We start from the raw sequence: 21,499 nt of genomic DNA on the forward strand, positions 1-21,499 counted from the left end.
CAACGAACGATTATCCCTATCAAGCGATGTTGATGAATAATAGCCAGCAACAGCAGGTGCTTCACTCTACCTTACCCGGAAACGAAGCACCTGTTGCAGAGACTCTCTGTTCTCTGAACCTGACGAATTATTAAAGCCAACGTGAACTTTTAGCGGACATTATGTCCGCTTTTTTTGTTCAAAATCTGAAGGGAGATTTGAAAGGAACTTACACCAGACGCTGTTTAGCCTCGGCAATCGCCAGAGCAACCTGAGTCGGCGAAACGCCGCCTTTTGCAGCTCGCTTATCCAGGCAGGACTGTAGCGACAGAATCGGATAAACATCGTCGCTAATCACCGGGCTGAATTTCTGTAAATCAGCCAGCGTCAGAGCCTCCAGCGCTTTCCCCTGCTTAATGGCCTCAACCACCGCTTCACCCACGATATGGTGAGCTTCACGGAACGGCACGCCTTTAGCAACCAGGTAATCAGCCAGCTCCGTCGCATTGGCATAGCCTTGCTCTGCGGCTTCTTTGCAACGCGGGCGCTTCACCTGAATGCCGTCCAGCACCAGTACCGACATATGCAGGCAGTCGAGCCAGGTATCGAGCGCGTCGAAAAGGCCTTCTTTGTCTTCCTGCATATCTTTGTTATACGCCAGCGGCAGACCTTTCAGGGTCATCATCATGCCGGTCAATGCGCCCTGCACGCGGCCACATTTGCCGCGGATAAGCTCCAGAGCATCCGGGTTTTTCTTCTGCGGCATCAGCGAAGAGCCGGAAGTCACGCGGTCAGACAACTCAACAAAACCGGCTTCACCGGTGTTGAAGAAAATAAGATCTTCTGCAAAGCGGGACAGGTGAACCATGCCGATAGAAGCATCAGACAGCAGCTCCAGAACATGATCGCGGTCGGAAACGCTATCGAGGCTATTGCGGGTCGCAGAAGCAAAACCTAACCAACCGGCCAGCTGCTCGCGGTCAATCTCATAGGCCGTTCCCGCCAGCGCGCCGCTGCCCAGCGGGCTAACGTCGAGCCGGGTCAGAGTACTTTGCAGGCGGCTTTCATCACGCGCCAGCATCTCAACGTATGCCAGGCACCAGTGGGCAAATGTCACCGGCTGCGCGCGTTGCAGGTGCGTATAGCCCGGCATTACCGCATCCTGGTTTGCGTCGGCAGTTTCCACCAGTGCCTGCTGCAGATGGCGAGTTGCCGCCAGCAGTTCGCTAATTTGCATTTTGCACCACAGCTTCAGGTCGGTCGCGACCTGGTCGTTGCGGCTGCGGCCGGTGTGGAGTTTTTTACCCAGCGCGCCCACCTTGTCGATAAGCTTGCCTTCCACCCAGCTATGAATATCTTCCGCATCGCTCTCGAGAATAACCTGCGGATTGGACTGCACTTCTTCCAGCAGCACGTTCAGCGCCTGCTCAAGCTGAACTTGCTCAGCCGCAGTCAGCACGCCCACGGTGACCAACGCTTTGGACCAGGCGACGGAACCTACGATGTCTTGCTCAGCCAGGCGGTAGTCAAAGCGTAAAGAGTCATTGAACTGCTTAAACCGCTGGTCTGCTGCCTGAGTAAAACGCCCACCCCAAAGTGCCATAGTCATGCTCCATTACATTATTGATGTTCATTTGCCCCTCACCCTCTCCCCATACAGGAAAAGAGTGAGGGTAAAAAATTACTTCTTAAGTTCGTTCAGCGCACGGATACGTGAAGAGAGCGAGAACAGGCGGATAAAGCCGCCAGCGTGGCTGTGATCGTATACTTCATCTTCGCCAAAGGTAGCGAACTCTTCGCTGTAGAGGCTGTTCTGAGATTTTTTCTGAACCGCAGTCACCTGGCCTTTGTACAGCTGAAGCACAACTTCGCCATTCACCTCTTCCGCCAGCGACTCGGCAGAAGCCTGCAGAGATTTACGCAGCGGCGCAAACCAGCGGCCATCGTACACCACGTAGGACATTTCCAGACCCAGCTGCTCACGCCATTTGAAGGAATCACGATCCAGCACCAGTTGCTCAACGCCGCGCAGAGCGGCCATCATGATAGTGCCCCCTGGAGTTTCATAGCAGCCGCGGGATTTAATCCCCACCAGGCGGTTTTCTACAATATCGATACGGCCAATGCCGTGTTTAGAACCGATAGCATTCAGCGCTTCCAGGCACTTGAACGGGCTCATGGCTTCGCCGTTAACGGCAACAACTTTGCCCTGCTTAACGGTAACGCTCACCTGCTCGGCCTGGTCCGGGGCTTCCTGCGGGTCAACGGTCCACACCCAGCAATCTTTGTTCGGGGCATTCCACGGGCTTTCCAGCACGCCGCCTTCGGTGGAGATATGCCACGCATTCTCATCACGGCTGTAGATTTTTTCCAGCGACGCGGTGGTCGGAATATCGCGCTCTTTCAGGTAGTCGAGCAGCGCTTCACGGGAACGCAGGTTCCACTCACGCCACGGTGCCACCACTTTCAGGTGCGGAGCCAGCGCCGCCCATGTTGACTCAAAACGTACCTGGTCATTACCTTTACCGGTCGCGCCGTGGCACAGCGCATCAGCACCGACTTTGTTTGCCACATCCACCAGCACCCTGGCGATCAGCGGGCGAGCCATAGAAGTACCCAGCAGGTAGCTTCCCTCATACAGCGCACCGGTCTGCAATACCGGATAAACATAGTCGCTGATGAACTCTTCACGCGCATCCACCACGTAGCACTCGGAAGCGCCGGAGCGCAGCGCCTTCTGCTCAACGCCTTTCAGATCTTCACGATCCTGGCCGATGTCCACTACGCAGGCGACAACGTCGCAGCCGCCGTAGTTTTCTTTAAGCCATGGAATGATGGCTGAAGTGTCGAGGCCGCCAGAGTATGCGAGAACGATTTTTTTGATGCCGTGATTTTGCATTGTCTTATCCTTGTTAAATCTATTCTTTGTCTATGCCAGAATCCGGGTGCCGATAGCCACGCCGTTGAATAAAGAGGGTAGCTGATCCGCGTGACGCCAGGAGGCGATATCAACCGGGCGTCCCAGGGTGCGGGCCGCATCCAGTGCCGCGTTTACTTTCACTATCATGCCGTCGGTAATAATGCCCTGCTGAATCAGCTGCTCGGCTTTGGCGGCGGTCATCTCGGCGATGCGCTGGCCTTTGCCGTCAAGAATGCCGCTTACATCAGACAGCAGGATCAGGTCTGCGCCCAACGTGGCCGCCAGCGCCGTCGCGGCCTGGTCGGCGTTAACGTTCATCAGCTCGCCTTCTGCGGTCACGCCGATAGAGCTAACAATCGGCAGGAAGCCGCCTTCCAGCAGCGTGTTGATAAGTTTTGGCGAACCCGGCTTAGCCAGCCCTACGTGCCCTAATGCTTCATCAAGCTGAGTCACCGTTACGCTATCGCCGTCACCCAGGCTAAGCCCAACACCGTTAATGCCGTGCTTCTTCGCCCACGCCAGCAGCGTCTTGTTGGCCGTACCGGCCAGAGCGCCGGTGATAATGTCTATCTGGTCAGCCGGGGTAACGCGCAGGCCGTTTTTCTTCTCTACAGGCAGCGCCAGCTTTTTCATCAGCTCGTCTACCAGGCAGCCACCGCCGTGGACGATAACCAGCGGGCGTTGATGCGCCTGACGGTAATTCACCAGCGCGGTAAACAGGCGCTCCAGCGCCTCTTCGCTATCCAGCAGCACGCCGCCTAATTTGATAATTAAAGGATTCATCATTTCACCCGACCGACGGTTAAATAAGAGACTGCGTTTCGGCGAAGCCAAAACGAATATTCAGGCACTGTACTGCCTGGGCCGCGGCACCTTTCAGGAGGTTATCCTCGGTTGCGACCACAATCAGATGCTCATCCTGCACGGCAAAGCCGATATCGCAGAACGGCAGGCCAACGACATTTTTCAGCGCCGGAACGCCCTTTTCGTAAAGGCGTACCAGCGGTTTATCGCCGTAGGCTTGAGTAAAAGCATCGACAATCTGCTGCTGGCTTACACCGGGCTTCAGGCGGCAGGTAATCGTCGCCAGAATGCCGCGCGGGAAGTTGCCCAGATGCGGAGTAAAGATAACCTGCGCCCCGAGATGGGCAGCAATTTCCGGCTGGTGCCGGTGATTAAAGATGCCGTACGGCTGCAAGCTAACTTCACAGAAGCTGTTAGCTATTGCCGCTTTACGGCCCGCGCCGCTGACGCCGCTGGTCGCATTGATAACCGGCCACTGGCTCAACTCCAACAGGCCTGCATCGATAAGCGGTTTTAACGCCAGCTGTGACGCCGTTGGGTAGCAGCCCGGCACCGCAATCAGCTTGCTCTGCTTAATCTTTTTGTTTTCCCACTCGGCCAGGCCATATGCCGCCTGTTCCAGCAGCTCAGGATGCTGATGAGTGAAACCGTAATAGCGCTGATAAAACTCGGCGTCGTTAACACGAAACGCGCCGGAGAGGTCGATAACCACGCAGCCCGCCGCGAGGAACTGCGGCGCAAGGTCGTGGCTGACTTCGTGAGCGGTGGCGAGAAACACCACGTCCACCCCTTTGCTAAACTCGCTGATGTCGGACATCGGCTGCAGCGGCAGATCAACGATGCCCTTTAATTGCGGGTGCAAATCAGATAACAATTTTCCTGCATCTGCACTTTGCGCTGAAACCGTCAAAGCGGTTATGTTCATATCAGGATGGCGATTCAAGTAGCTCACAAGCTCTGCGCCTGCATAACCGCTGGCACCCACAATCAGCGTATTCAACATCGGGGTCGTTCACCTTGTCTGGTCGGTCAATTCAGGGTGCAGCCAGAAGCTTTCACCCACGTCCGCAAGCGTGGTTTTATTCACCGGAACGCTTAACTGTTCCTTTACGCTCAACGTTATTGTATTTTTATTCATAATTACTGCATGAATATTGATACTATCCTAACCTAAGGCCTGTCAACAGTGAAGATGAAATTACCGCCTTTTATCGAGATTTACCGCGCTCTGATCGCGACTCCCTCCATCAGCGCCACCGATAGCGCGCTGGATCAGAGCAATGAGTCTTTAATCAATTTACTGGCAGGTTGGTTCCGCGACCTCGGTTTTAGCGTCGAAATCCAGCCCGTTCCCGGCACGCGCAATAAATTTAATATGCTGGCGAGTACCGGGCAGGGTGCCGGTGGCCTGCTGCTGGCGGGGCATACGGATACCGTTCCGTTTGATGACGGCCGCTGGACGCGCGACCCGTTTAGCCTGACCGAACACGACAATAAGCTTTACGGCCTGGGCACCGCGGACATGAAGGGCTTCTTCGCCTTTATTCTGGATGCGCTGCGCGACGTGGATGTGACAACCCTGAAAAAGCCGCTCTACGTGCTGGCAACCGCCGATGAAGAAACCACCATGGCGGGCGCACGCTACTTCTCTGAAACCACCGCCCTGCGCCCGGACTGCGCAATTATTGGCGAGCCAACCTCCTTGCAGCCGGTTCGCGCGCACAAAGGCCATATATCTAATGCCATCCGCATTCTTGGCCAGTCCGGCCACTCCAGCGACCCGGCTCGCGGCGTAAACGCCATCGAACTGATGCATGACGCCATCGGCCACATCCTGACGCTGAGGAATACGCTGAAGGACCGTTATCACCACGATGCGTTCACCGTGCCATATCCGACCCTCAACCTCGGCCATATCAGCGGCGGAGACGCGGCCAACCGTATTTGTGCCTGCTGTGACCTGCATATGGACATTCGCCCGCTGCCGGGAATGACATTAAACGACCTTAACGGTCTGCTGAGCGAAGCATTAGAGCCGGTAAGCCAGCGCTGGCCGGGCCGCCTGACGATTTCCGAACTGCATCCGCCGATCCCGGGTTACGAATGCCCTCAGGATCATCATTTAGTTCAGGTCGTCGAAAAACTGCTGGGCGCGCAGACCGAAGTGGTGAATTACTGCACCGAAGCGCCGTTTATCCAGACCGTCTGCCCGACGCTTGTCCTCGGCCCCGGCTCCATTAACCAGGCGCATCAGCCGGATGAATACATCGAAACGCGCTTTATTGAGCCGACCAGAAAATTAATTACCCAGGTGGTTCATCATTTTTGCTGGCATTGATAAATAGCGGGAAAGGGGGTTTTTACCCCCTTTTTATCTGGTTTTACCGCTATTCTTATAAGAAATGCTTATGAGCGAAGTTGGTAATTAAATTTCATAAATTCGCGTCATTTCTTCGTTTGCTGAAACGATTTCGTAGCAATTGACGAATGGGTAGCGACGTGGCTTTATAAAAGGCGGTGTTGAACCTTCACGGGTGAAATTAAGTTACATATTAGATTGGGCTGGAGTCATATGAACGAACGCTATTCTGCTTTGCGAAGTAATGTCAGCATGCTCGGTAAACTGCTCGGAGATACTATCAAAGATGCGCTGGGAGAGAATATTCTCGACCGCGTTGAAACTATCCGTAAGTTATCCAAGTCCTCCCGCGCCGGTAACGAAGCGAATCGTCAGGAGCTGCTGAGCACGCTGCAGAACCTCTCAAATGATGAACTGCTGCCCGTCGCCCGCGCCTTTAGCCAGTTTCTTAATCTCGCCAACACCGCAGAGCAGTACCACAGCATCTCCGCGACGGGTGAAGCAGCAAGCAACCCGGAAGTTATCGCTAAGACGCTGCAAAAATTAAAGAACCAGCCCGATATCAGCGAAGCCGCTATCCGCGAAGCCGTTGAGTCTCTCTCTCTTGAGCTGGTTCTGACAGCCCACCCGACGGAAATTACCCGCCGTACCCTGATTCACAAGCTGGTTGAGGTTAATAGCTGCCTCAAGCAGCTCGACCACAGCGACCTCGCGGACTACGAACGCAACCAAATCATGCGCCGCCTGCGCCAGCTGGTTGCCCAGGCCTGGCATACCGATGAGATTCGTAAGCATCGCCCTTCACCGGTGGACGAAGCCAAATGGGGCTTTGCGGTGGTGGAAAACAGCCTCTGGGAAGGGGTGCCAAACTACCTTCGTGAACTAAACGAACAGCTCGAAGAGAACCTGAACTACAAGCTGCCGGTGGATTTCGTGCCGGTGCGCTTCACATCCTGGATGGGCGGTGACCGCGACGGTAACCCGAACGTCACCTCAGAAATCACGCGCCATGTGCTGCTGCTTAGCCGCTGGAAAGCAACCGATCTGTTCCTGCGCGATATCGCCGTACTGGTTTCCGAACTTTCGATGGTGGAATGCACCGACGAACTGAGCGAGCTGGCAGGGCCGGACGCCGGGCAGGAACCTTACCGCCACATCATGAAAGGCCTGCGTCAGCAGCTGCTGGCCACCCAGGCCTGGCTCGAAGCGCGCCTGAAAGGCCAGCGCCTGCCGAAGCCGGAAGGTCTGCTGATCCAGAACGAGCAGCTGTGGGACCCGCTCTACGCCTGCTACCAATCCCTGCAGGCCTGCGGCATGGGCATTATCGCCAACGGCCAACTGCTGGATACGCTGCGCCGCGTGAAATGCTTCGGCGTGCCGCTGGTGCGTATTGATATCCGCCAGGAAAGCACCCGCCACAGCGAGGCGCTGGGTGAAATGACCCGCTATCTCGGCATCGGCGACTACGAAAGCTGGTCTGAAGCCGATAAACAAGCATTCCTGATCCGCGAACTGAACTCCAAGCGCCCGCTTCTGCCGCGCCAGTGGGAGCCAAGCGAAGATACCCGTGAAGTGCTGGACACCTGTAAAGTGGTGGCAGAAGCCCCTCGCGGCTCCATCGCAGCGTATGTGATTTCGATGGCCAAAACGCCGTCCGACGTGCTGGCCGTCCACCTGCTGTTGAAAGAAGCTGGCTGCACCTTCGCCCTGCCGGTTGCCCCGCTGTTTGAAACCCTCGACGACCTGAACAACGCCGACGATGTAATGACCCAGTTGCTGAACATCGACTGGTATCGCGGCTTTATCCAGGGCAAACAGATGGTCATGATTGGCTATTCTGACTCGGCAAAAGACGCGGGTGTAATGGCCGCATCCTGGGCGCAGTACGAAGCGCAGGATGCCCTGATTAAAACCTGCGAGAAGGCCGGCATTGCCCTGACGCTGTTCCACGGTCGTGGCGGCTCCATCGGCCGTGGCGGCGCTCCGGCTCATGCCGCGCTGCTTTCCCAGCCGCCGGGAAGCCTGAAAGGCGGCCTGCGTGTAACCGAACAAGGCGAGATGATCCGCTTTAAATACGGCCTGCCGGAAATCACCATCAGCAGCCTGTCGCTGTATACCAGCGCAATACTTGAAGCGAACCTGCTGCCGCCGCCGGAGCCGAAGAAAGAGTGGATCCATATTATGGAGTCGCTCTCAGCAACGTCGTGCGAAATGTATCGCGGCTATATCCGCGAAAACAAAGACTTCGTTCCATACTTCCGCTCCGCTACGCCGGAGCTGGAATTAGGTAAACTCCCGCTGGGTTCACGCCCGGCCAAACGCCGTCCAAACGGCGGCGTAGAATCGCTGCGTGCGATCCCGTGGATCTTCGCCTGGACGCAAAACCGCCTGATGCTTCCGGCCTGGCTGGGCGCGGGCGCCGCGCTGCAAAAAGTCGTGGAAGACGGTAAGCAGGATGAGCTTGAAGCCATGTGCCGCGACTGGCCGTTCTTCTCCACTCGCCTGGGCATGCTGGAAATGGTCTTCGCAAAAGCCGACCTGTGGCTGGCGGAATATTACGATCAGCGTCTGGTGAAGCCCGAGCTGTGGGCCCTGGGCAAGCAGCTTCGCGACCAGCTGGAAGCCGATATCAAAGTGGTGCTGGATATCGCCAACGACTCGCATCTGATGGCCGATTTACCGTGGATTGCCGAGTCGATTACCCTGCGTAATATCTACACCGACCCGCTTAACGTTCTGCAAGCCGAGCTGTTGCATCGTTCGCGCCAGTCTGAAGAGAAAGGTGAAGAACCTGATGCGCGCGTTGAGCAGGCGCTGATGGTGACCATCGCTGGCGTAGCCGCCGGGATGCGTAATACCGGTTAATTGTTTTTGCGCCACACCCAAACCCCGCTTCGGCGGGGTTTTTTATTGCAGGCTAATTAAAAGGCTCATCATTATTTCAATTTACCTTAACTTCTTATTCTTCTTAAATAAAACGGCAATAAACACTCAAAAATATCGCCACCGTAAATCGCAGTGGAACGAGCCTTAAATTCCGCTGTCATTGTTCCGACACATTTTCTATATTGTGCGCAAAAGTCACCCATTCATGGGTGGCTTTTTTCGTGATTACAAGCCACCGTAGCGTCCATAACTAAGGCTTACTTAAGGTTTTCTCATTACGGTTAATGATTATTTTATAGCACAGGCAAGAGTATGCACTTCACACAGAATCATTCTGAACGAAAGTTCAGTTTAAAAGCCCTTGGATGGGTTTTGCTCTATTTTTGGTACTTCTCTTCGGTTCTTCAGGTTGCCATTTTAGCCACGGGATACAGCGGTACAACCGGCTTACGTGATTCCCTGCTGTTCAGCTCACTGTGGTTTATTCCGGTATTTCTTTTCCCACAGCGCACCAAGATTATTGCCGCCGTTATCGGTGTCGTCTTATGGGCGGCCTCAATTGCCGCGCTGGGCTACTATGTGGTTTACGGGCAGGAGTTTTCGCAAAGCGTTCTGTTTGTAATGTTTGAAACCAACGCCAATGAAGCCAGCGAATACCTCAGCCAGTATTTCAGCCTGAAATTGCTGCTCATCACGCTTGCCTACACCCTGGTGGCAATACTGCTGTGGACTCGCCTGCGCCCGGTCTATATTCCAAACCCATGGCGCTGGCTGGTTTCCTTCGCGATCCTGTTCGGCCTGATCCTCAACCCGGTCGGCAAAGAGTGGCTTATCAAAAAGAGCAGCCTGGCCGATGCTTTCTCCAGCATCTCCTACCGCCTGGAGCCAGCGGCACCGTGGCAGTTCATCGTGGCTTATACCGAATATCGCCAGCAGCTGGACAGCCTGAACAGCATGCTCAGCACCAACAATGCGCTGCCGCCGCTGGCAAACATGAAAGACGCTTCCGGCAACGAGCCGCGCACGCTGGTTCTGGTCATTGGCGAGTCCACGCAGCGCGGCCGTATGAGCCTGTACGGCTATCACCGCCAGACCACGCCTGAGCTGGATGAGTTACATAAAACCGACCCGCAGATGACCGTCTTCAATGACGTAGTGACTTCGCGTCCTTACACCATTGAAATTCTTCAGCAGGCGCTGACGTTCGCGGACGAAAAAAATCCGGATCTCTACCTGACCAAACCGTCGCTGATGAACATGATGAAGCAGGCCGGGTATAAAACCTTCTGGATAACCAACCAGCAGACGATGACCGAGCGCAACACCATGCTGGCGGTGTTCTCGAAGCAGACCGACAAGCAATATTACATGAACCAGCAGCGCACCCAGAGCGCACGCGAATATGACACCAACGTGCTGGCACCGTTTAAAGAAGTATTAGCCGACCCGGCGCCGAAGAAATTCATCGTCGTGCATTTGCTGGGAACCCATATCCGCTACGATTTCCGCTACCCGGAAAACTGGAACAAATTTGACGGTAAAACCGACGATTTACCGGCAGGGTTAAGCAAAGATCAGCAGGAAGCGTATAACAGCTACGACAACGCCAACCTGTTTAATGACCATGTGGTTGCTACCCTGATAAAAGACTTTAAGGCCAGCGATCCTAACGGCTTTATGCTTTATTTCTCCGACCACGGGGAAGAGGTTTACGACACCACGCCTCACCAGACCCAGGGGCGCAATGAAAGCAACCCAACGCGCCATATGTACACCGTGCCGTTTATCGTCTGGACATCGCCGACCTGGCAGCAGGCGCATCCGCGCGATTTCTCAACTGACGTGAACCGCAAATACAGCAGCTCACAGCTTATTCATACCTGGTCTGATTTGGCTGGTTTATCCTACGACGGCTATGATGAGACCCGCTCAATAACCAGCCCGCAGTTTGTTGAAGCAACCCGCTGGATTGGCAACCCGTATGAAAAGGGTGCGTTGAAAGATTACGACACGCTGCCTTACGGCAATGAGGTTGGCAATCAGTAATGATTTCGCCGATATAAACACAAAGCCCCGCTCATTAGCGGGGCTTTTGATTTTGGAACTGCACTCAAAGCGCAGGGCGAACGCCGAGCGTGTGGCAAATAGCGTAACTCATTTCCGCGCGGTTCAGGGTGTAGAAGTGGAAGTCTTTCACGCCCTCGCGGCTCAGGATCTTCACCATATCCATTGCGATATTCGCGCCGACCAGCTGGCGAGTTTCCGCGTCATTATCCAGCCCTTCAAACATCTGCGCCATCCACGCCGGAATTCTCACGTTGGTCATGTCGGCAAATTTCTTCGCCTGCCTGAAGTTAGACACCGGCAGGATGCCAGGAATAATTTCGACGTCAATCCCGGCAGCCACGCTGCGGTCGCGAAAACGCAGGTAGCTTTCAACATCAAAGAAGAACTGGGTAATCGCCCGGTTAGCACCGGCTTCGATTTTGCGCTTCAGATTCAACAAGTCTGACTGGGCGCTTTTGGCTTCCGGGTGCACTTCAGGATAGGCGGCAACGGAGATATCAAAGTCGCCCACGTCCTTCAGCAAGGCCACAAGATCGGTGGCATAGAGCTCCGGTTTGCCGCTGCCGGGGGGCAGGTCGCCGCGCAGGGCAACAATATGGCGAATGCCGTTGTCCCAGTAGTCCTTCGCAATGGTTTGCAGCTCATCGCGAGTAGCATCCACGCAGGTCAGATGCGGTGCCGCTTCCAGGCCGGTACGTTCTTTAATGCCTTTAATGATGCTGTGGGTGCGGTCTCGCTCGCCGGAGTTCGCGCCGTAGGTAACGGAAACAAATTTGGGCTTCAGGCTGCTAAGACGGTCAATTGAGCGCCACAGAGTCTGCTCCATTTCACTGGTACGCGGCGGGAAAAACTCAAAAGAAACGTTAATCTGCCCGGCCACTTCGGCCAGACTCTGGTTCAGCGCTTCCCGCTGGTTGGCGTGAAAAAAGCTCATACCCTTACCTCTTCAATCGCATCGTTATCGTGTGTTTTTATGCCTACTGCCACCCAGACGTTTAGACGTCCAGATAGAAAGATGACCGAAAAGAACAAAGGCGTCAACAGAAATATCATTACTGGGAGTGGAGGAATTCTCACTCAAGATGAATTTTTTTCAGGACGGGGAGAAGGTGTGAAGCGAAAATGGAGGATAACTGGCCCTCTCCCGGAAGAAGAGGGCCAAAATAGCTACAGCAGTTGCGCCAGTCGGTTTAAATCAGACTGAATAGCGCCTGCCGTCACATCACGGCCTGCGCCAGGCCCGCGGATAACCAGCGGATTATCGCGATACCAGCGGCTTTCGATGGCGAATACGTTATCGCACGGCAGCAGAGCGGCCAAAGGATGCTCGGGGCGCACAGCCTCAACGCCAACGCGCGCTTTGCCGTTCGCATCGAACCGCGCCACATAGCGCAGCACCAGCCCCATTTCCTGAGCCGCTTCCAGGCGCTGCACCATCTGGTCGTTCAGCTCGTCGCCGTTTTCAAAGAAATGATCGATGGAGCCACCTTCACACCCCGCAGGCACTAAAGACTCCACGCGCACCTGATCCGGCTCAATGTCGTAACCCGCTTCGCGGGCAAGGATCACCAGCTTACGCATCACATCTTTACCGGACAGATCAACTCGCGGGTCCGGCTCGGTCAGCCCCTGCTGCCAGGCCTGATCCACCAGTTCGGTAAACGGAACCGTGCCGTCGAATTGCAGGAACAGCCAGGAGAGCGTGCCGGAGAAAATACCGCTGATGGCAAGAATCGCGTCACCGCTGTCGCGCAGGTCACGCACCGTGTGGTTAACCGGCAGGCCTGCACCTACCGTCGCGTTGTACAGCCAGTGACGCCCCGTTTTCTCAAACGCATCACGAATCTGGCGATACTTATGGCCATTCCCTGCCCCGGCCAGCTTATTGGCGCTGATCACATGGAAACCGTGGCTGGCGAAATCAAGATACTGATCCGCAAGCTGCTCGCTGGCGGTCACGTCCAGCACCACTAAATCGTCATAAGGGTGGGCGCGCATCCACAGGAACAGTGATTCTTCATCCTGCTCAACGGCCTCGTCGTTAAAGAACGCCAGCGCGCGGCTGGCATCCAGCCCTTCATAATTCAGCAGGCTGCGGCTGCTGTCCACGACCCCGGCCAGCACAAATTCAAAGCCGGTCCTCGCGGAGAGGATTTCCTGCTCGCGGGCAAACAGCTCAAGCCAGCGAGAGCCAATGTTGCCTTTTCCGAACAGCATCAGGCCAATGCGCTTCTCGGCGCGGAACAGCGACTTGTGCAGCCCCTGAATCAGGCTTTCGGTCGGGCCAACCCGCAGCACCGCTACCAGGCTGATGCCGTCTTCGGACTGCCAGATAAACTCAACCGGATGATCTTTTAACTGCTGCCAGAAACGGTGGCTGTGCAGCGGATTGCGGCAAACACCTGCCCCGACCATCGCTACCAGCGCCAGCCCTTCCCGCAGACGCAGTTCGCCCTGTAAAGCCGCATCCTGCAGAATGTGCAGCGCACTTCCGGCTACTTCCGAGGTATAGCAAAGCTGGAGCAGGTTACGGTCAGGATGCACGCCAATAGAGAGCGGCCGCACCTGAGCGCGTTTTAGAATCAGATCCAGCTCTTTTTGCGCCAGCTTGAAGTCCTGATGCGACGGCACCTGGTACTCAATCAGGCAAACGTCGTCGTGGCTGGTAACAATACGTGCGCCGGTACCGGAAGCGAGTACACGCTCAATGCGTGTGGAACCCTGTTCCGGGGAATAACTGCAGCGCAATTGAAGATCGATATCGCTGCCGGAGACCGGCTGCAAAGTACGGGCATGCAGCACCGGAGCGGCAAGGCGAGCCAGCTCGCTGGCTTCATCAAGGCGCAGCAGCGGCAGCAGGCAGGCATCTTTCACTTTGCGCGGATCCGCGCTGTAAACGCCGGCTACGTCGCTCCAGATGGTCACGCGGGAAACCCCGGCCAGCGCGCCAATTTGCGTTGCGGAATAGTCGGAGCCGTTACGGCCCAGCAGCACGGTTTCACCGGCTTCGTTGCTACAGATAAAGCCGGTAACCACCAGGCGTTTATTCGGATGCTGGGCAAGCAGGTTTTGCAGCAGCGGCCAGGAGCGCCCTTCATCGACCTGCGGCTGCGCAGCACGCTCGGCACGCATAAAATCGCGCGCATCCAGCCATGCGGCTTCTACGCCCTGTAAATTCAACACCGCCGACATCAGGCGTGCAGACCAGACTTCGCCGTGCCCAACCACTTCGGCGTAGACCGCATCGGTCATTTTGCCATCCAGCAGGCCAGCGAGGCGCTCCAGATCGTGGACAAAATCGCTAATCAGGCCGTCGGCAATATCCGGCGGCAGCAGTCCGCCGATAAGGTCGCTCTGATAGCGACGCAGCGTCTGCTGAACCTGATGGGCGGAAAGCCTGTCGCTCTGGCTCAACTTGAGCCAGTTAATCAACTGGTTAGTAGTACTACCGGCGGCCGAAACCACCATCATGTCACCCGGTCTGGAATACTCGGTCATGATACCCGCCACGCGCAGGTAACACTTCACATCGGCGAGACTGCTGCCACCAAACTTGTGCAGTTGACGAACCGGCGTCCCTGCTGGTGCTGAAACACTCATGCTTACCCCTCGGCAGCGACCCGGAAGGCATTTTCCAGATCGGCAATTAAATCTTCACTATCTTCTATACCCGTTGAAACACGTAGCAGCGTCTCAGAAATACCGGCGGCGGCACGCGCCTCCGGAGCCATGCCCGCATGGGTCATGGTTGCGGCGTGAGAAATCAGGCTCTCAACGCCCCCCAGCGATTCCGCCAGGGTAAACAGCGACAGGCCGCTCAGGAAACGACGTAGCGTTTGCTCATCGCCGTCCAGTTCAAAACTCAGCATCGCCCCAAAGCCTTTTTGCTGGCGAGCGGCAATCTCGTGGCCCTGGTTTTCCGGCAGGGAAGGATGATACAGCTTTTTCACCAGCGACTGCTGCTTAAGGAACTCAACAATCGCCTGGGCGTTACGCTGGGCCACTTCCATACGCGGCGACAGGGTACGCAGGCCGCGCAGCAGCAAATAGCTGTCAAACGCGCTACCGGTTACGCCGATATTATTCGCCCACCATGCCAGTTCGGTGACGGTTTCAGGATCCTTCGCAATCACTACGCCAGCAACCACATCCGAGTGGCCGTTAAGGTATTTGGTGCAGGAATGCAGCACCAGGTCGGCTCCCAGCTCCAGCGGATTTTGCAGCGCCGGACTCAGGAACGTGTTATCCACCACGCTAACCGCACCCGCTTCGCGAGCGGCGGCGCAGATTTTCGCAATATCTACGACGCGCAACAATGGATTACTTGGACTTTCTACCAGTACCAGCCTGGGTTTTTCCGCCAGCGCAGATTTTAAAGCTTCTTCGTTACCCTGATCGACGAATAAAACGCGATAAGCCCCACGTTTTGCAAGACTATCAAACAGGCGATAGCTGCCGCCATAGCAGTCATGAGGCGCTACCAGCAGATCGCCGGGCTTGAGGAACACCGTCGTCACCAGGTGAATCGCAGACATGCCGGTATTGGTCATTACCGCACCCGCGCCACCTTCCAGTTCCGCCAGCGCGCGCTGCACTACATCACGCGTCGGGTTGCCACGGCGCGAATAGTCATGGGCACGCGGCTCGTTAAAGCCGGTGAAATTATAGGTGCTGGACAAATGGATAGGCGGAACGACGCAGCCGTACTGCTCGTCATCATTCAAACCGCTACGTACTGCTATAGTTGCCTGTTTACGCGTCATGGTGTTCCCGATCCTTGCTGGTCGAATAAAAGTCAGGCCTCAGAGTAAACAACCCCGATATAGACGTCAATACATCTGGACATCTAAACCTCTTTGCGTATAGATTGAGCAAAAGACAAATAGCCGTTAAAATTATGCGTTTTAGAGTGTATGTGTCTGAGTTTCGCGCTCGGTAAAGGGTTATCCTACGCTGTACACTAAAAGAGATAATCGTCAGCGCCGCGGGTATGCCCGGCTTTGGCACATTTTCATAGATTAAGAGGATTAGGTATCTCATGGCTGAATGGAGCGGCGAATATATCAGCCCCTACGCTGAGCACGGTAAGAAGAGTGAGCAAGTAAAGAAAATTACGGTTTCCATTCCTCTGAAAGTGTTGAAGATCCTCACCGACGAGCGCACTCGTCGCCAGGTGAATAACCTGCGTCATGCGACCAACAGTGAACTGCTGTGCGAAGCTTTTCTGCACGCATTCACCGGCCAGCCGCTGCCGAACGATGCTGACCTGCGTAAAGAACGCAGCGATGAGATCCCGGAAGATGCCAAGGTCATTATGCGTGAACTGGGTATCGATCCGGATACGTGGGAATATTAAGCTCGATGGTTAAGGCGCCGAAAGGCGCCTTTTCTTTATCCGTTTGCCGGATTGCGGGCACAAAAAAGGCACCCTTGGGTGCCTTTCTCTTTCCAGCTCGCGAAACTTATTTTTTCGCGCCTGGTACGCTGAAGCGCTTGTTGAAGCGATCAACACGGCCGCCGGTAGCAACATCACGTTGTTTACCAGTGTAGAACGGGTGGCATTCGCCACATACGTCCAGGTTCAGGTCGTGACCCGCGGTAGAGCGGATTTTGATAACGTTACCGCAAGAGCAGTTTGCAGTAATTTCTTCGTATTTAGGATGGATATCTTTTTTCATGGTAAACCTCGGTAAAGGCCGCGTCGCTCTTCCAGCCCTAACGCCAGACACCACGCGATGTTAATAATTAGGTTTTTTCGATACCAAAACTGCGCATCAAAGGCGGCGAATCATACAGAGATTAACCTGCCGGTGCAAACTGATCCGCATTTTTGCAAGCACACAGTGTACACTAATACGTCATTTTTTTCAGCCTGGACGCTTTCATGCCCGTAGCCCATGTCGCCCTGCCGGTTCCTCTGGCCCGCACCTTCGATTATCTGCTTCCCGCGGGCATGCAGGTCAATGTCGGCTGCCGCGTGCAGGTGCCATTTGGCAAGCAGCGCCAGGCTGTCGGCATAGTTATGGCCGTCAGCGATAACAGCGATCTTCCTCTTGAGAAGCTCAAGCCGGTCGCCGATGTACTCGACGGCGTTTCGCTGTTCACCTCTTCTCTGTGGCGCGTTCTGCTGTGGTCGGCGGAGTATTATCATCACCCGATTGGCGAAGTGCTGTTTCACGCTCTGCCGATATTGCTTCGCCAGGGCAAACCCGCTCACCACGCTCCGCTCTGGTATTGGTTTGCGACCGAAGAAGGAAAAGCAGTCGATCTCAATAGCCTGAAACGTGCGCCCAAACAGCAGCAGGCGCTGGCGGCGCTGCGTCACAATATCATCTGGCGGCATCAAATTGGCGAGCTGGAGATAAACGAACCCGGCCTGCAGGCGCTACGGACCAAAGGGCTGTGCGACCTGAAAAGCGCGGCCCCGGAAGAAGAGGACTGGCGTAAAAACTATTCCGTTGCCGGAGAGCGTTTAAGGCTGAATACCGAGCAGGCCACCGCCGTTGGAGCCATCCACAGCGAGTCCGACCATTTTTCCGCCTGGCTGCTGGCAGGTATCACCGGCTCGGGGAAAACCGAGGTTTACCTTAGCGTACTGGAGAACGTGCTGGCCCAGGGCAAGCAGGCGCTGGTTCTGGTTCCCGAAATTGGCCTGACGCCGCAAACTATTGCCCGCTTCCGCGAGCGTTTTAACGCCCCGGTTGAAGTGCTGCATTCCGGGCTAAATGACAGCGAAAGATTAAACGTCTGGCTGAAAGCACGCAGCGGCGAGGCGGCAATCATTATTGGTACGCGCTCTTCGCTGTTTACCCCTTTCTGCCGCCTCGGCGTTATCGTTATCGATGAAGAGCACGACAGCTCCTACAAGCAGCAGGAAGGCTGGCGCTATCACGCTCGCGATCTCGCCGTCTATCGCGCTCACGCAGAAGATATCCCCATCATCCTCGGTTCCGCTACGCCAGCGCTGGAAACGTTACATAACGTCGAGTTGGGGAAATATCGCCAGCTGCGGCTCACCAAACGAGCCGGAAACGCGCGGCCTGCACATCAGCAGGTGGTTGACCTGAAAGGCCAGCAGCTGAAATCAGGGCTGGCTCCGGCGCTGATCAAAAAGATAGGTGAGCACCTGGCCGCAGACAACCAGGTGATTCTGTTTCTTAACCGCCGGGGCTTTGCTCCTGCGCTGCTGTGCCATGAGTGCGGGTGGATAGCAGAATGCACGCGCTGCGATCACTATTACACGCTGCACCAGGGGCAGCGGCATCTGCGCTGCCACCACTGCGATAGCCAGCGGGCCATTCCGCACCAGTGTCCTCAGTGCGGTTCAACGAACCTGGTCCCCGTGGGGATGGGTACGGAACAGCTTGAGCATAGCCTTGAGCCGCTGTTTCCGAACGTACCAATTTCCCGTATCGATCGCGATACCACCAGCCGCAAAGGGGCGCTCGAGCAGCAGCTTGCAGAAGTGCATCGCGGCGGGGCGCGTATCTTAATCGGCACCCAGATGCTGGCCAAAGGGCACCACTTTCCTGACGTCACGCTGGTTGCGTTGCTGGACGTAGACGGAGCGCTGTTTTCGGCTGACTTCCGCGCCGCCGAGCGTTTTGCTCAGCTTTACGTTCAGGTTTCCGGCCGCGCCGGGCGCGCGGGAAAACAGGGTGAGGTGCTGCTGCAAACGCATCACCCCGACCACCCTCTGCTACAAACGCTGCTCACAAAAGGTTATGACGCTTTCTCCAGCCAGGCGCTCGGCGAACGTAAGACGGTGTTCTTACCGCCGTACACCAGCCATGTGCTCATCCGCGCTGAGGATCAGAATAACCAGCAGGCACCGCTGTTTTTACAGCAGCTTCGCAACCTGCTGGAAGCCAGCCCGCTGCGGGATGAACAGCTCTGGATTATGGGACCCGTTCCGTCGTTGCAGGCTAAACGAGGCGGTCGCTTCCGCTGGCAAATTTTGCTCCAGCATCCTTCCCGAGCGCGCCTGCAAAAGCTGATTAGCCACTCGCTGGCTTTGGTTAATACGCTGCCCGAGGCGCGCAAGGTGAAATGGATGCTGGATGTCGACCCTATCGACGGCTAGTTATGAGAAGCGGATCGAAAAATCTAATGCTCATCACATTTCTTGTGAAAAAATTGTAACCGCTTACAGCCAACTTCTGCTAAGAATGTGATGACTGTCAGATACGCAGGATGCGTTGACGACGGCGGTGTGCATGTGAGGAGAAGAAGTGAAGCCGAAGAAACAGGTGGCCAATGCCACCATGAAAGATGTGGCCGTGCAGGCGAAAGTGTCTACTGCGACGGTGTCCCGCGCCTTAATGAACCCTGATAAAGTCTCTCAAAGCACCCGTAACCGCGTGGAGCAGGCGGCGATTGAAGTGGGCTATTTGCCCAGCTCTTTAGGCCGCAGTATCAAACGCAGTGAGTCGCGCACTATCCTCGTCATCGTGCCTGATATCTGCGATCCGTTTTTTAGCGAAATCATACGCGGCATTGAAGTGACCGCCGCTTCGCAGGGTTATCTGGTGCTGATTGGCGACTGCGCCCACCAGAATCAGCAAGAAAAAACCTTTATCGACCTGATTATCACCAAACAGATTGATGGCATGCTGCTGCTCGGATCCCGCCTGCCGTTTGATGCCAGCAAGGAAGAGCAGCGCAACCTGCCGCCGATGGTAATGGCGAACGAATTTGCCCCGGAGCTGGAATTGCCGACGGTGCATATCGACAACCTCACCGCAGCCTTCAACGCCGTTTATTACCTCCAGGAGCTGGGCCACAAACGCATCGCCTGCATTGCCGGTCCCGAAGAGATGCCGCTGTGCCACTATCGCCTACAGGGCTATGTCCAGGCGCTGCGCCGCAACGGGCTTGTGGTCGATCCTCACTATATTGCGCGCGGCGACTTCACCTTTGAAGCGGGCGCCGCGGCTCTGGCGCAGCTAATTGAACTCCCGGAACCGCCAACCGCCATTTTCTGCCACAGCGACGTCATGGCGCTGGGCGCGCTTTCTCAGGCTAAGCGTAGCGGCCTGAAAGTACCGGAAGATTTATCGATCATGGGCTTCGACGATATCGCGCTATCGCAGTTTTGTGACCCGCCCCTCACCACAGTGGCACAACCCCGCTTCGATATAGGCAGGGAAGCTATGCTGCTACTGCTGGACAACATGAACGGCGAAGATGTTAACAGCGGATCCCGGCTGCTGGACTGTGACCTTATTGAGCGCGGCAGCACCGCTGCTCCCGGCAGCAGAAAATGAGCCGTTTTAGGACTCCATAAACTGGTCAAAGCCCCGCCCCTTAAGTAACATGGCGGACTGATAAACGAATAAAGACAGCGAAACGATAGTGGCACAACGAGATTATGTAAGCCGCGGGCAGTCGGCAGGGACGCGGCGCAAGAAAAGTACATCCCGCAAAAAGCAACGTAGTCTGCCATCCGTCTCTCCGACAATGGTAGCCATTGCGGCGGCTGTCGTGGTGGCCTTCGTCGGCGCCCTTTACTTTATTACTCACCATAAAAAAGAAGAGAGCGACACGCTTCCCGGCCATAAAGTGACCGGAAACGGCCTGCCGCCAAAACCGGAAGAACGCTGGCGTTATATTAAAGAGCTGGAGAACCGCCAGCCGGGCGTGCGCACGCCTACGGAACCGACCGCCGGTGGCGAAGTGCAAAACCAGAGCCAGTTAACCAACGAACAACGTCAGTTGCTTGAGCAGATGCAGGCGGATATGCGCCAGCAGCCAACGCAGCTGAATGAAGTGCCGTGGAACGAGCAGACGCCTGCCCAACGCCAGCAAACGCTGCAGCGCCAAAAGCAGCAGATACAGCAAACTCAGCCGGTACAGCAGCAGTGGAATACGCAAACGCAGCAGCAACCGCGCGTTCAGCAACGCGTAGCCGAGCAGCCTTACCAGCAGCCACGCAGCGCGCAGCAAACTACCCAGCCTTACCAACAGCCGCGTACCGTGCAGCAGCAACAGCCGAAGGCCACCGCCAGCAGCAATCAGCAGCCTTACCAGGATCTGTTGCAAACGCCGCCGCACAGCCAGCAAAAGCAGCCTCAGCAGCCAAAACCGGCCCAGCGTGAGACGCAGCAAGCCGCACCAATAACGCGCGAGCCGGAAGTGGCGAAGCAGGCCGCTCCTGCGACCCAGGAGAAGAAGGATGAGAAGCGCTGGATGGTTCAGTGCGGCTCATTCAAAGGCAGCGAGCAGGCGGAAACCGTTCGTGCGCAGCTGGCGTTTGAAGGCTTTGACTCCCGCATTACCACCAATAACGGCTGGAACCGCGTAGTGATTGGCCCAATCAAAGGTAAAGATAATGCCGATATCACTATCAACCGCCTGAAGATGGCCGGCCACACCAGCTGCATTCGTCTTGCTTCCGGGGGTTGAAACCCCAAAATTGCCCCCCATTTATATTGGCATTAGGCCCTGCGTAACGCGCAGGGCTCGTGTTTAGCTGATGCAAAAGG

At 55.8% G+C, this 21,499-nt stretch carries 16 protein-coding genes; 7 read left to right on the forward strand and 9 right to left on the reverse strand.

Annotated features, from left to right (window positions below; genetic code table 11):
- Window positions 1-208: 208 nt before the first annotated feature.
- The 5 genes from argH to ACG1VR_RS22380 all read right to left on the reverse strand — a co-directional run bounded on the left by argH (window position 209) and on the right by ACG1VR_RS22380 (window position 4,841).
- A complete protein-coding gene (argH, locus tag ACG1VR_RS22360; protein ID WP_039899024.1) occupies window positions 209-1,582 on the reverse strand; it encodes an argininosuccinate lyase in 1,374 nt (457 codons plus the stop codon).
- Between the two features lie 78 nt (window positions 1,583-1,660).
- Window positions 1,661-2,878 carry an argininosuccinate synthase gene (locus ACG1VR_RS22365; RefSeq protein WP_172568644.1) on the reverse strand — a complete coding sequence of 406 codons (1,218 nt, stop codon included), beginning with the start codon at window positions 2,876-2,878 and terminating at the stop codon, window positions 1,661-1,663.
- A gap of 30 nt (window positions 2,879-2,908) precedes the next feature.
- Entirely contained in the window at window positions 2,909-3,685 is a 777-nt protein-coding gene (gene argB / locus ACG1VR_RS22370; protein ID WP_016538943.1) for an acetylglutamate kinase, read from the reverse strand.
- A gap of 16 nt (window positions 3,686-3,701) precedes the next feature.
- On the reverse strand, window positions 3,702-4,706 hold the full coding sequence (gene argC, locus ACG1VR_RS22375; RefSeq protein ID WP_395489817.1) for an N-acetyl-gamma-glutamyl-phosphate reductase: 1,005 nt from the start codon (window positions 4,704-4,706) through the stop codon (window positions 3,702-3,704).
- Window positions 4,707-4,715: 9 nt separating this feature from the next.
- Window positions 4,716-4,841: a hypothetical protein gene (locus tag ACG1VR_RS22380; protein ID WP_016538941.1), complete on the reverse strand. Its 126-nt coding sequence runs from the start codon at window positions 4,839-4,841 to the stop codon at window positions 4,716-4,718.
- Between the two features lie 48 nt (window positions 4,842-4,889).
- Here ACG1VR_RS22380 and argE point away from each other — a divergent pair, with 48 nt between their 5' ends.
- The 3 genes from argE (at window position 4,890) to ACG1VR_RS22395 (ending at window position 10,994) form a co-directional block, all read left to right on the forward strand.
- A complete protein-coding gene (gene argE / locus ACG1VR_RS22385; protein ID WP_039899019.1) occupies window positions 4,890-6,041 on the forward strand; it encodes an acetylornithine deacetylase in 1,152 nt (383 codons plus the stop codon).
- 234 nt (window positions 6,042-6,275) lie between these two features.
- Window positions 6,276-8,927 (forward strand): phosphoenolpyruvate carboxylase, encoded by a 2,652-nt coding sequence (ppc, locus tag ACG1VR_RS22390; RefSeq protein WP_039899018.1) that lies wholly within the window; start codon window positions 6,276-6,278, stop codon window positions 8,925-8,927.
- Between the two features lie 333 nt (window positions 8,928-9,260).
- Window positions 9,261-10,994, forward strand: a complete 1,734-nt coding sequence (locus tag ACG1VR_RS22395) for a phosphoethanolamine transferase CptA (protein WP_395489818.1) — start codon at window positions 9,261-9,263, stop codon at window positions 10,992-10,994.
- A 64-nt stretch (window positions 10,995-11,058) separates the two neighbouring features.
- Here the strand turns inward: ACG1VR_RS22395 and metF are convergent, their stop codons facing one another.
- The 3 genes from metF to metB all read right to left on the reverse strand — a co-directional run bounded on the left by metF (window position 11,059) and on the right by metB (window position 15,778).
- On the reverse strand, window positions 11,059-11,949 hold the full coding sequence (gene metF, locus ACG1VR_RS22400; RefSeq protein WP_016538937.1) for a methylenetetrahydrofolate reductase: 891 nt from the start codon (window positions 11,947-11,949) through the stop codon (window positions 11,059-11,061).
- Between the two features lie 233 nt (window positions 11,950-12,182).
- A complete protein-coding gene (locus ACG1VR_RS22405; RefSeq protein WP_016538936.1) occupies window positions 12,183-14,615 on the reverse strand; it encodes a bifunctional aspartate kinase/homoserine dehydrogenase II in 2,433 nt (810 codons plus the stop codon).
- A 2-nt stretch (window positions 14,616-14,617) separates the two neighbouring features.
- A complete protein-coding gene (gene metB, locus ACG1VR_RS22410) occupies window positions 14,618-15,778 on the reverse strand; it encodes a cystathionine gamma-synthase (protein WP_395489820.1) in 1,161 nt (386 codons plus the stop codon).
- Between the two features lie 275 nt (window positions 15,779-16,053).
- Between metB and metJ the strand changes: the two genes are divergently transcribed.
- Complete coding sequence (gene metJ / locus ACG1VR_RS22415; protein WP_008457553.1) at window positions 16,054-16,371, forward strand: met regulon transcriptional regulator MetJ; 318 nt, start codon at window positions 16,054-16,056, stop codon at window positions 16,369-16,371.
- A gap of 106 nt (window positions 16,372-16,477) precedes the next feature.
- Here the strand turns inward: metJ and rpmE are convergent, their stop codons facing one another.
- The gene (gene rpmE, locus ACG1VR_RS22420; protein ID WP_016538934.1) at window positions 16,478-16,693 is read right to left on the reverse strand and encodes a 50S ribosomal protein L31; all 216 of its coding nucleotides are present in this window, start codon (window positions 16,691-16,693) and stop codon (window positions 16,478-16,480) included.
- A gap of 206 nt (window positions 16,694-16,899) precedes the next feature.
- On the opposite strand from rpmE, the gene priA reads away from it, so the two are divergent.
- The 3 genes from priA to ftsN all read left to right on the forward strand — a co-directional run bounded on the left by priA (window position 16,900) and on the right by ftsN (window position 21,419).
- Window positions 16,900-19,098 carry a primosomal protein N' gene (priA, locus tag ACG1VR_RS22425; protein WP_395489821.1) on the forward strand — a complete coding sequence of 733 codons (2,199 nt, stop codon included), beginning with the start codon at window positions 16,900-16,902 and terminating at the stop codon, window positions 19,096-19,098.
- Between the two features lie 148 nt (window positions 19,099-19,246).
- A complete protein-coding gene (gene cytR, locus ACG1VR_RS22430) occupies window positions 19,247-20,281 on the forward strand; it encodes a DNA-binding transcriptional regulator CytR (protein ID WP_016538931.1) in 1,035 nt (344 codons plus the stop codon).
- Between the two features lie 88 nt (window positions 20,282-20,369).
- Window positions 20,370-21,419 carry a cell division protein FtsN gene (gene ftsN, locus ACG1VR_RS22435; RefSeq protein WP_395489822.1) on the forward strand — a complete coding sequence of 350 codons (1,050 nt, stop codon included), beginning with the start codon at window positions 20,370-20,372 and terminating at the stop codon, window positions 21,417-21,419.
- Window positions 21,420-21,499: the final 80 nt, after the last annotated feature.

This window comes from Cedecea davisae, assembly GCF_044095835.1.
GTDB classification, from domain to species: Bacteria; Pseudomonadota; Gammaproteobacteria; order Enterobacterales; family Enterobacteriaceae; genus Cedecea; species Cedecea davisae.

Bases quoted from the DNA above. Each gene is read 5' to 3' on its own strand.
- ppc (WP_039899018.1), top strand. From the start codon at position 6,276: ATGAACGAACGCTATTCTGCTTTGCGAAGTAATGTCAGCATGCTCGGT.
- ACG1VR_RS22365 (WP_172568644.1), bottom strand. From the start codon at position 2,878: ATGCAAAATCACGGCATCAAAAAAATCGTTCTCGCATACTCTGGCGGC.
- ACG1VR_RS22405 (WP_016538936.1), bottom strand. From the start codon at position 14,615: ATGAGTGTTTCAGCACCAGCAGGGACGCCGGTTCGTCAACTGCACAAG.
- priA (WP_395489821.1), top strand. From the start codon at position 16,900: ATGCCCGTAGCCCATGTCGCCCTGCCGGTTCCTCTGGCCCGCACCTTC.
- metJ (WP_008457553.1), top strand. From the start codon at position 16,054: ATGGCTGAATGGAGCGGCGAATATATCAGCCCCTACGCTGAGCACGGT.
- rpmE (WP_016538934.1), bottom strand. From the start codon at position 16,693: ATGAAAAAAGATATCCATCCTAAATACGAAGAAATTACTGCAAACTGC.
- argH (WP_039899024.1), bottom strand. From the start codon at position 1,582: ATGGCACTTTGGGGTGGGCGTTTTACTCAGGCAGCAGACCAGCGGTTT.
- metB (WP_395489820.1), bottom strand. From the start codon at position 15,778: ATGACGCGTAAACAGGCAACTATAGCAGTACGTAGCGGTTTGAATGAT.
- argC (WP_395489817.1), bottom strand. From the start codon at position 4,706: ATGTTGAATACGCTGATTGTGGGTGCCAGCGGTTATGCAGGCGCAGAG.
- metF (WP_016538937.1), bottom strand. From the start codon at position 11,949: ATGAGCTTTTTTCACGCCAACCAGCGGGAAGCGCTGAACCAGAGTCTG.
- ACG1VR_RS22395 (WP_395489818.1), top strand. From the start codon at position 9,261: ATGCACTTCACACAGAATCATTCTGAACGAAAGTTCAGTTTAAAAGCC.
- ACG1VR_RS22380 (WP_016538941.1), bottom strand. From the start codon at position 4,841: ATGAATAAAAATACAATAACGTTGAGCGTAAAGGAACAGTTAAGCGTT.
- argB (WP_016538943.1), bottom strand. From the start codon at position 3,685: ATGATGAATCCTTTAATTATCAAATTAGGCGGCGTGCTGCTGGATAGC.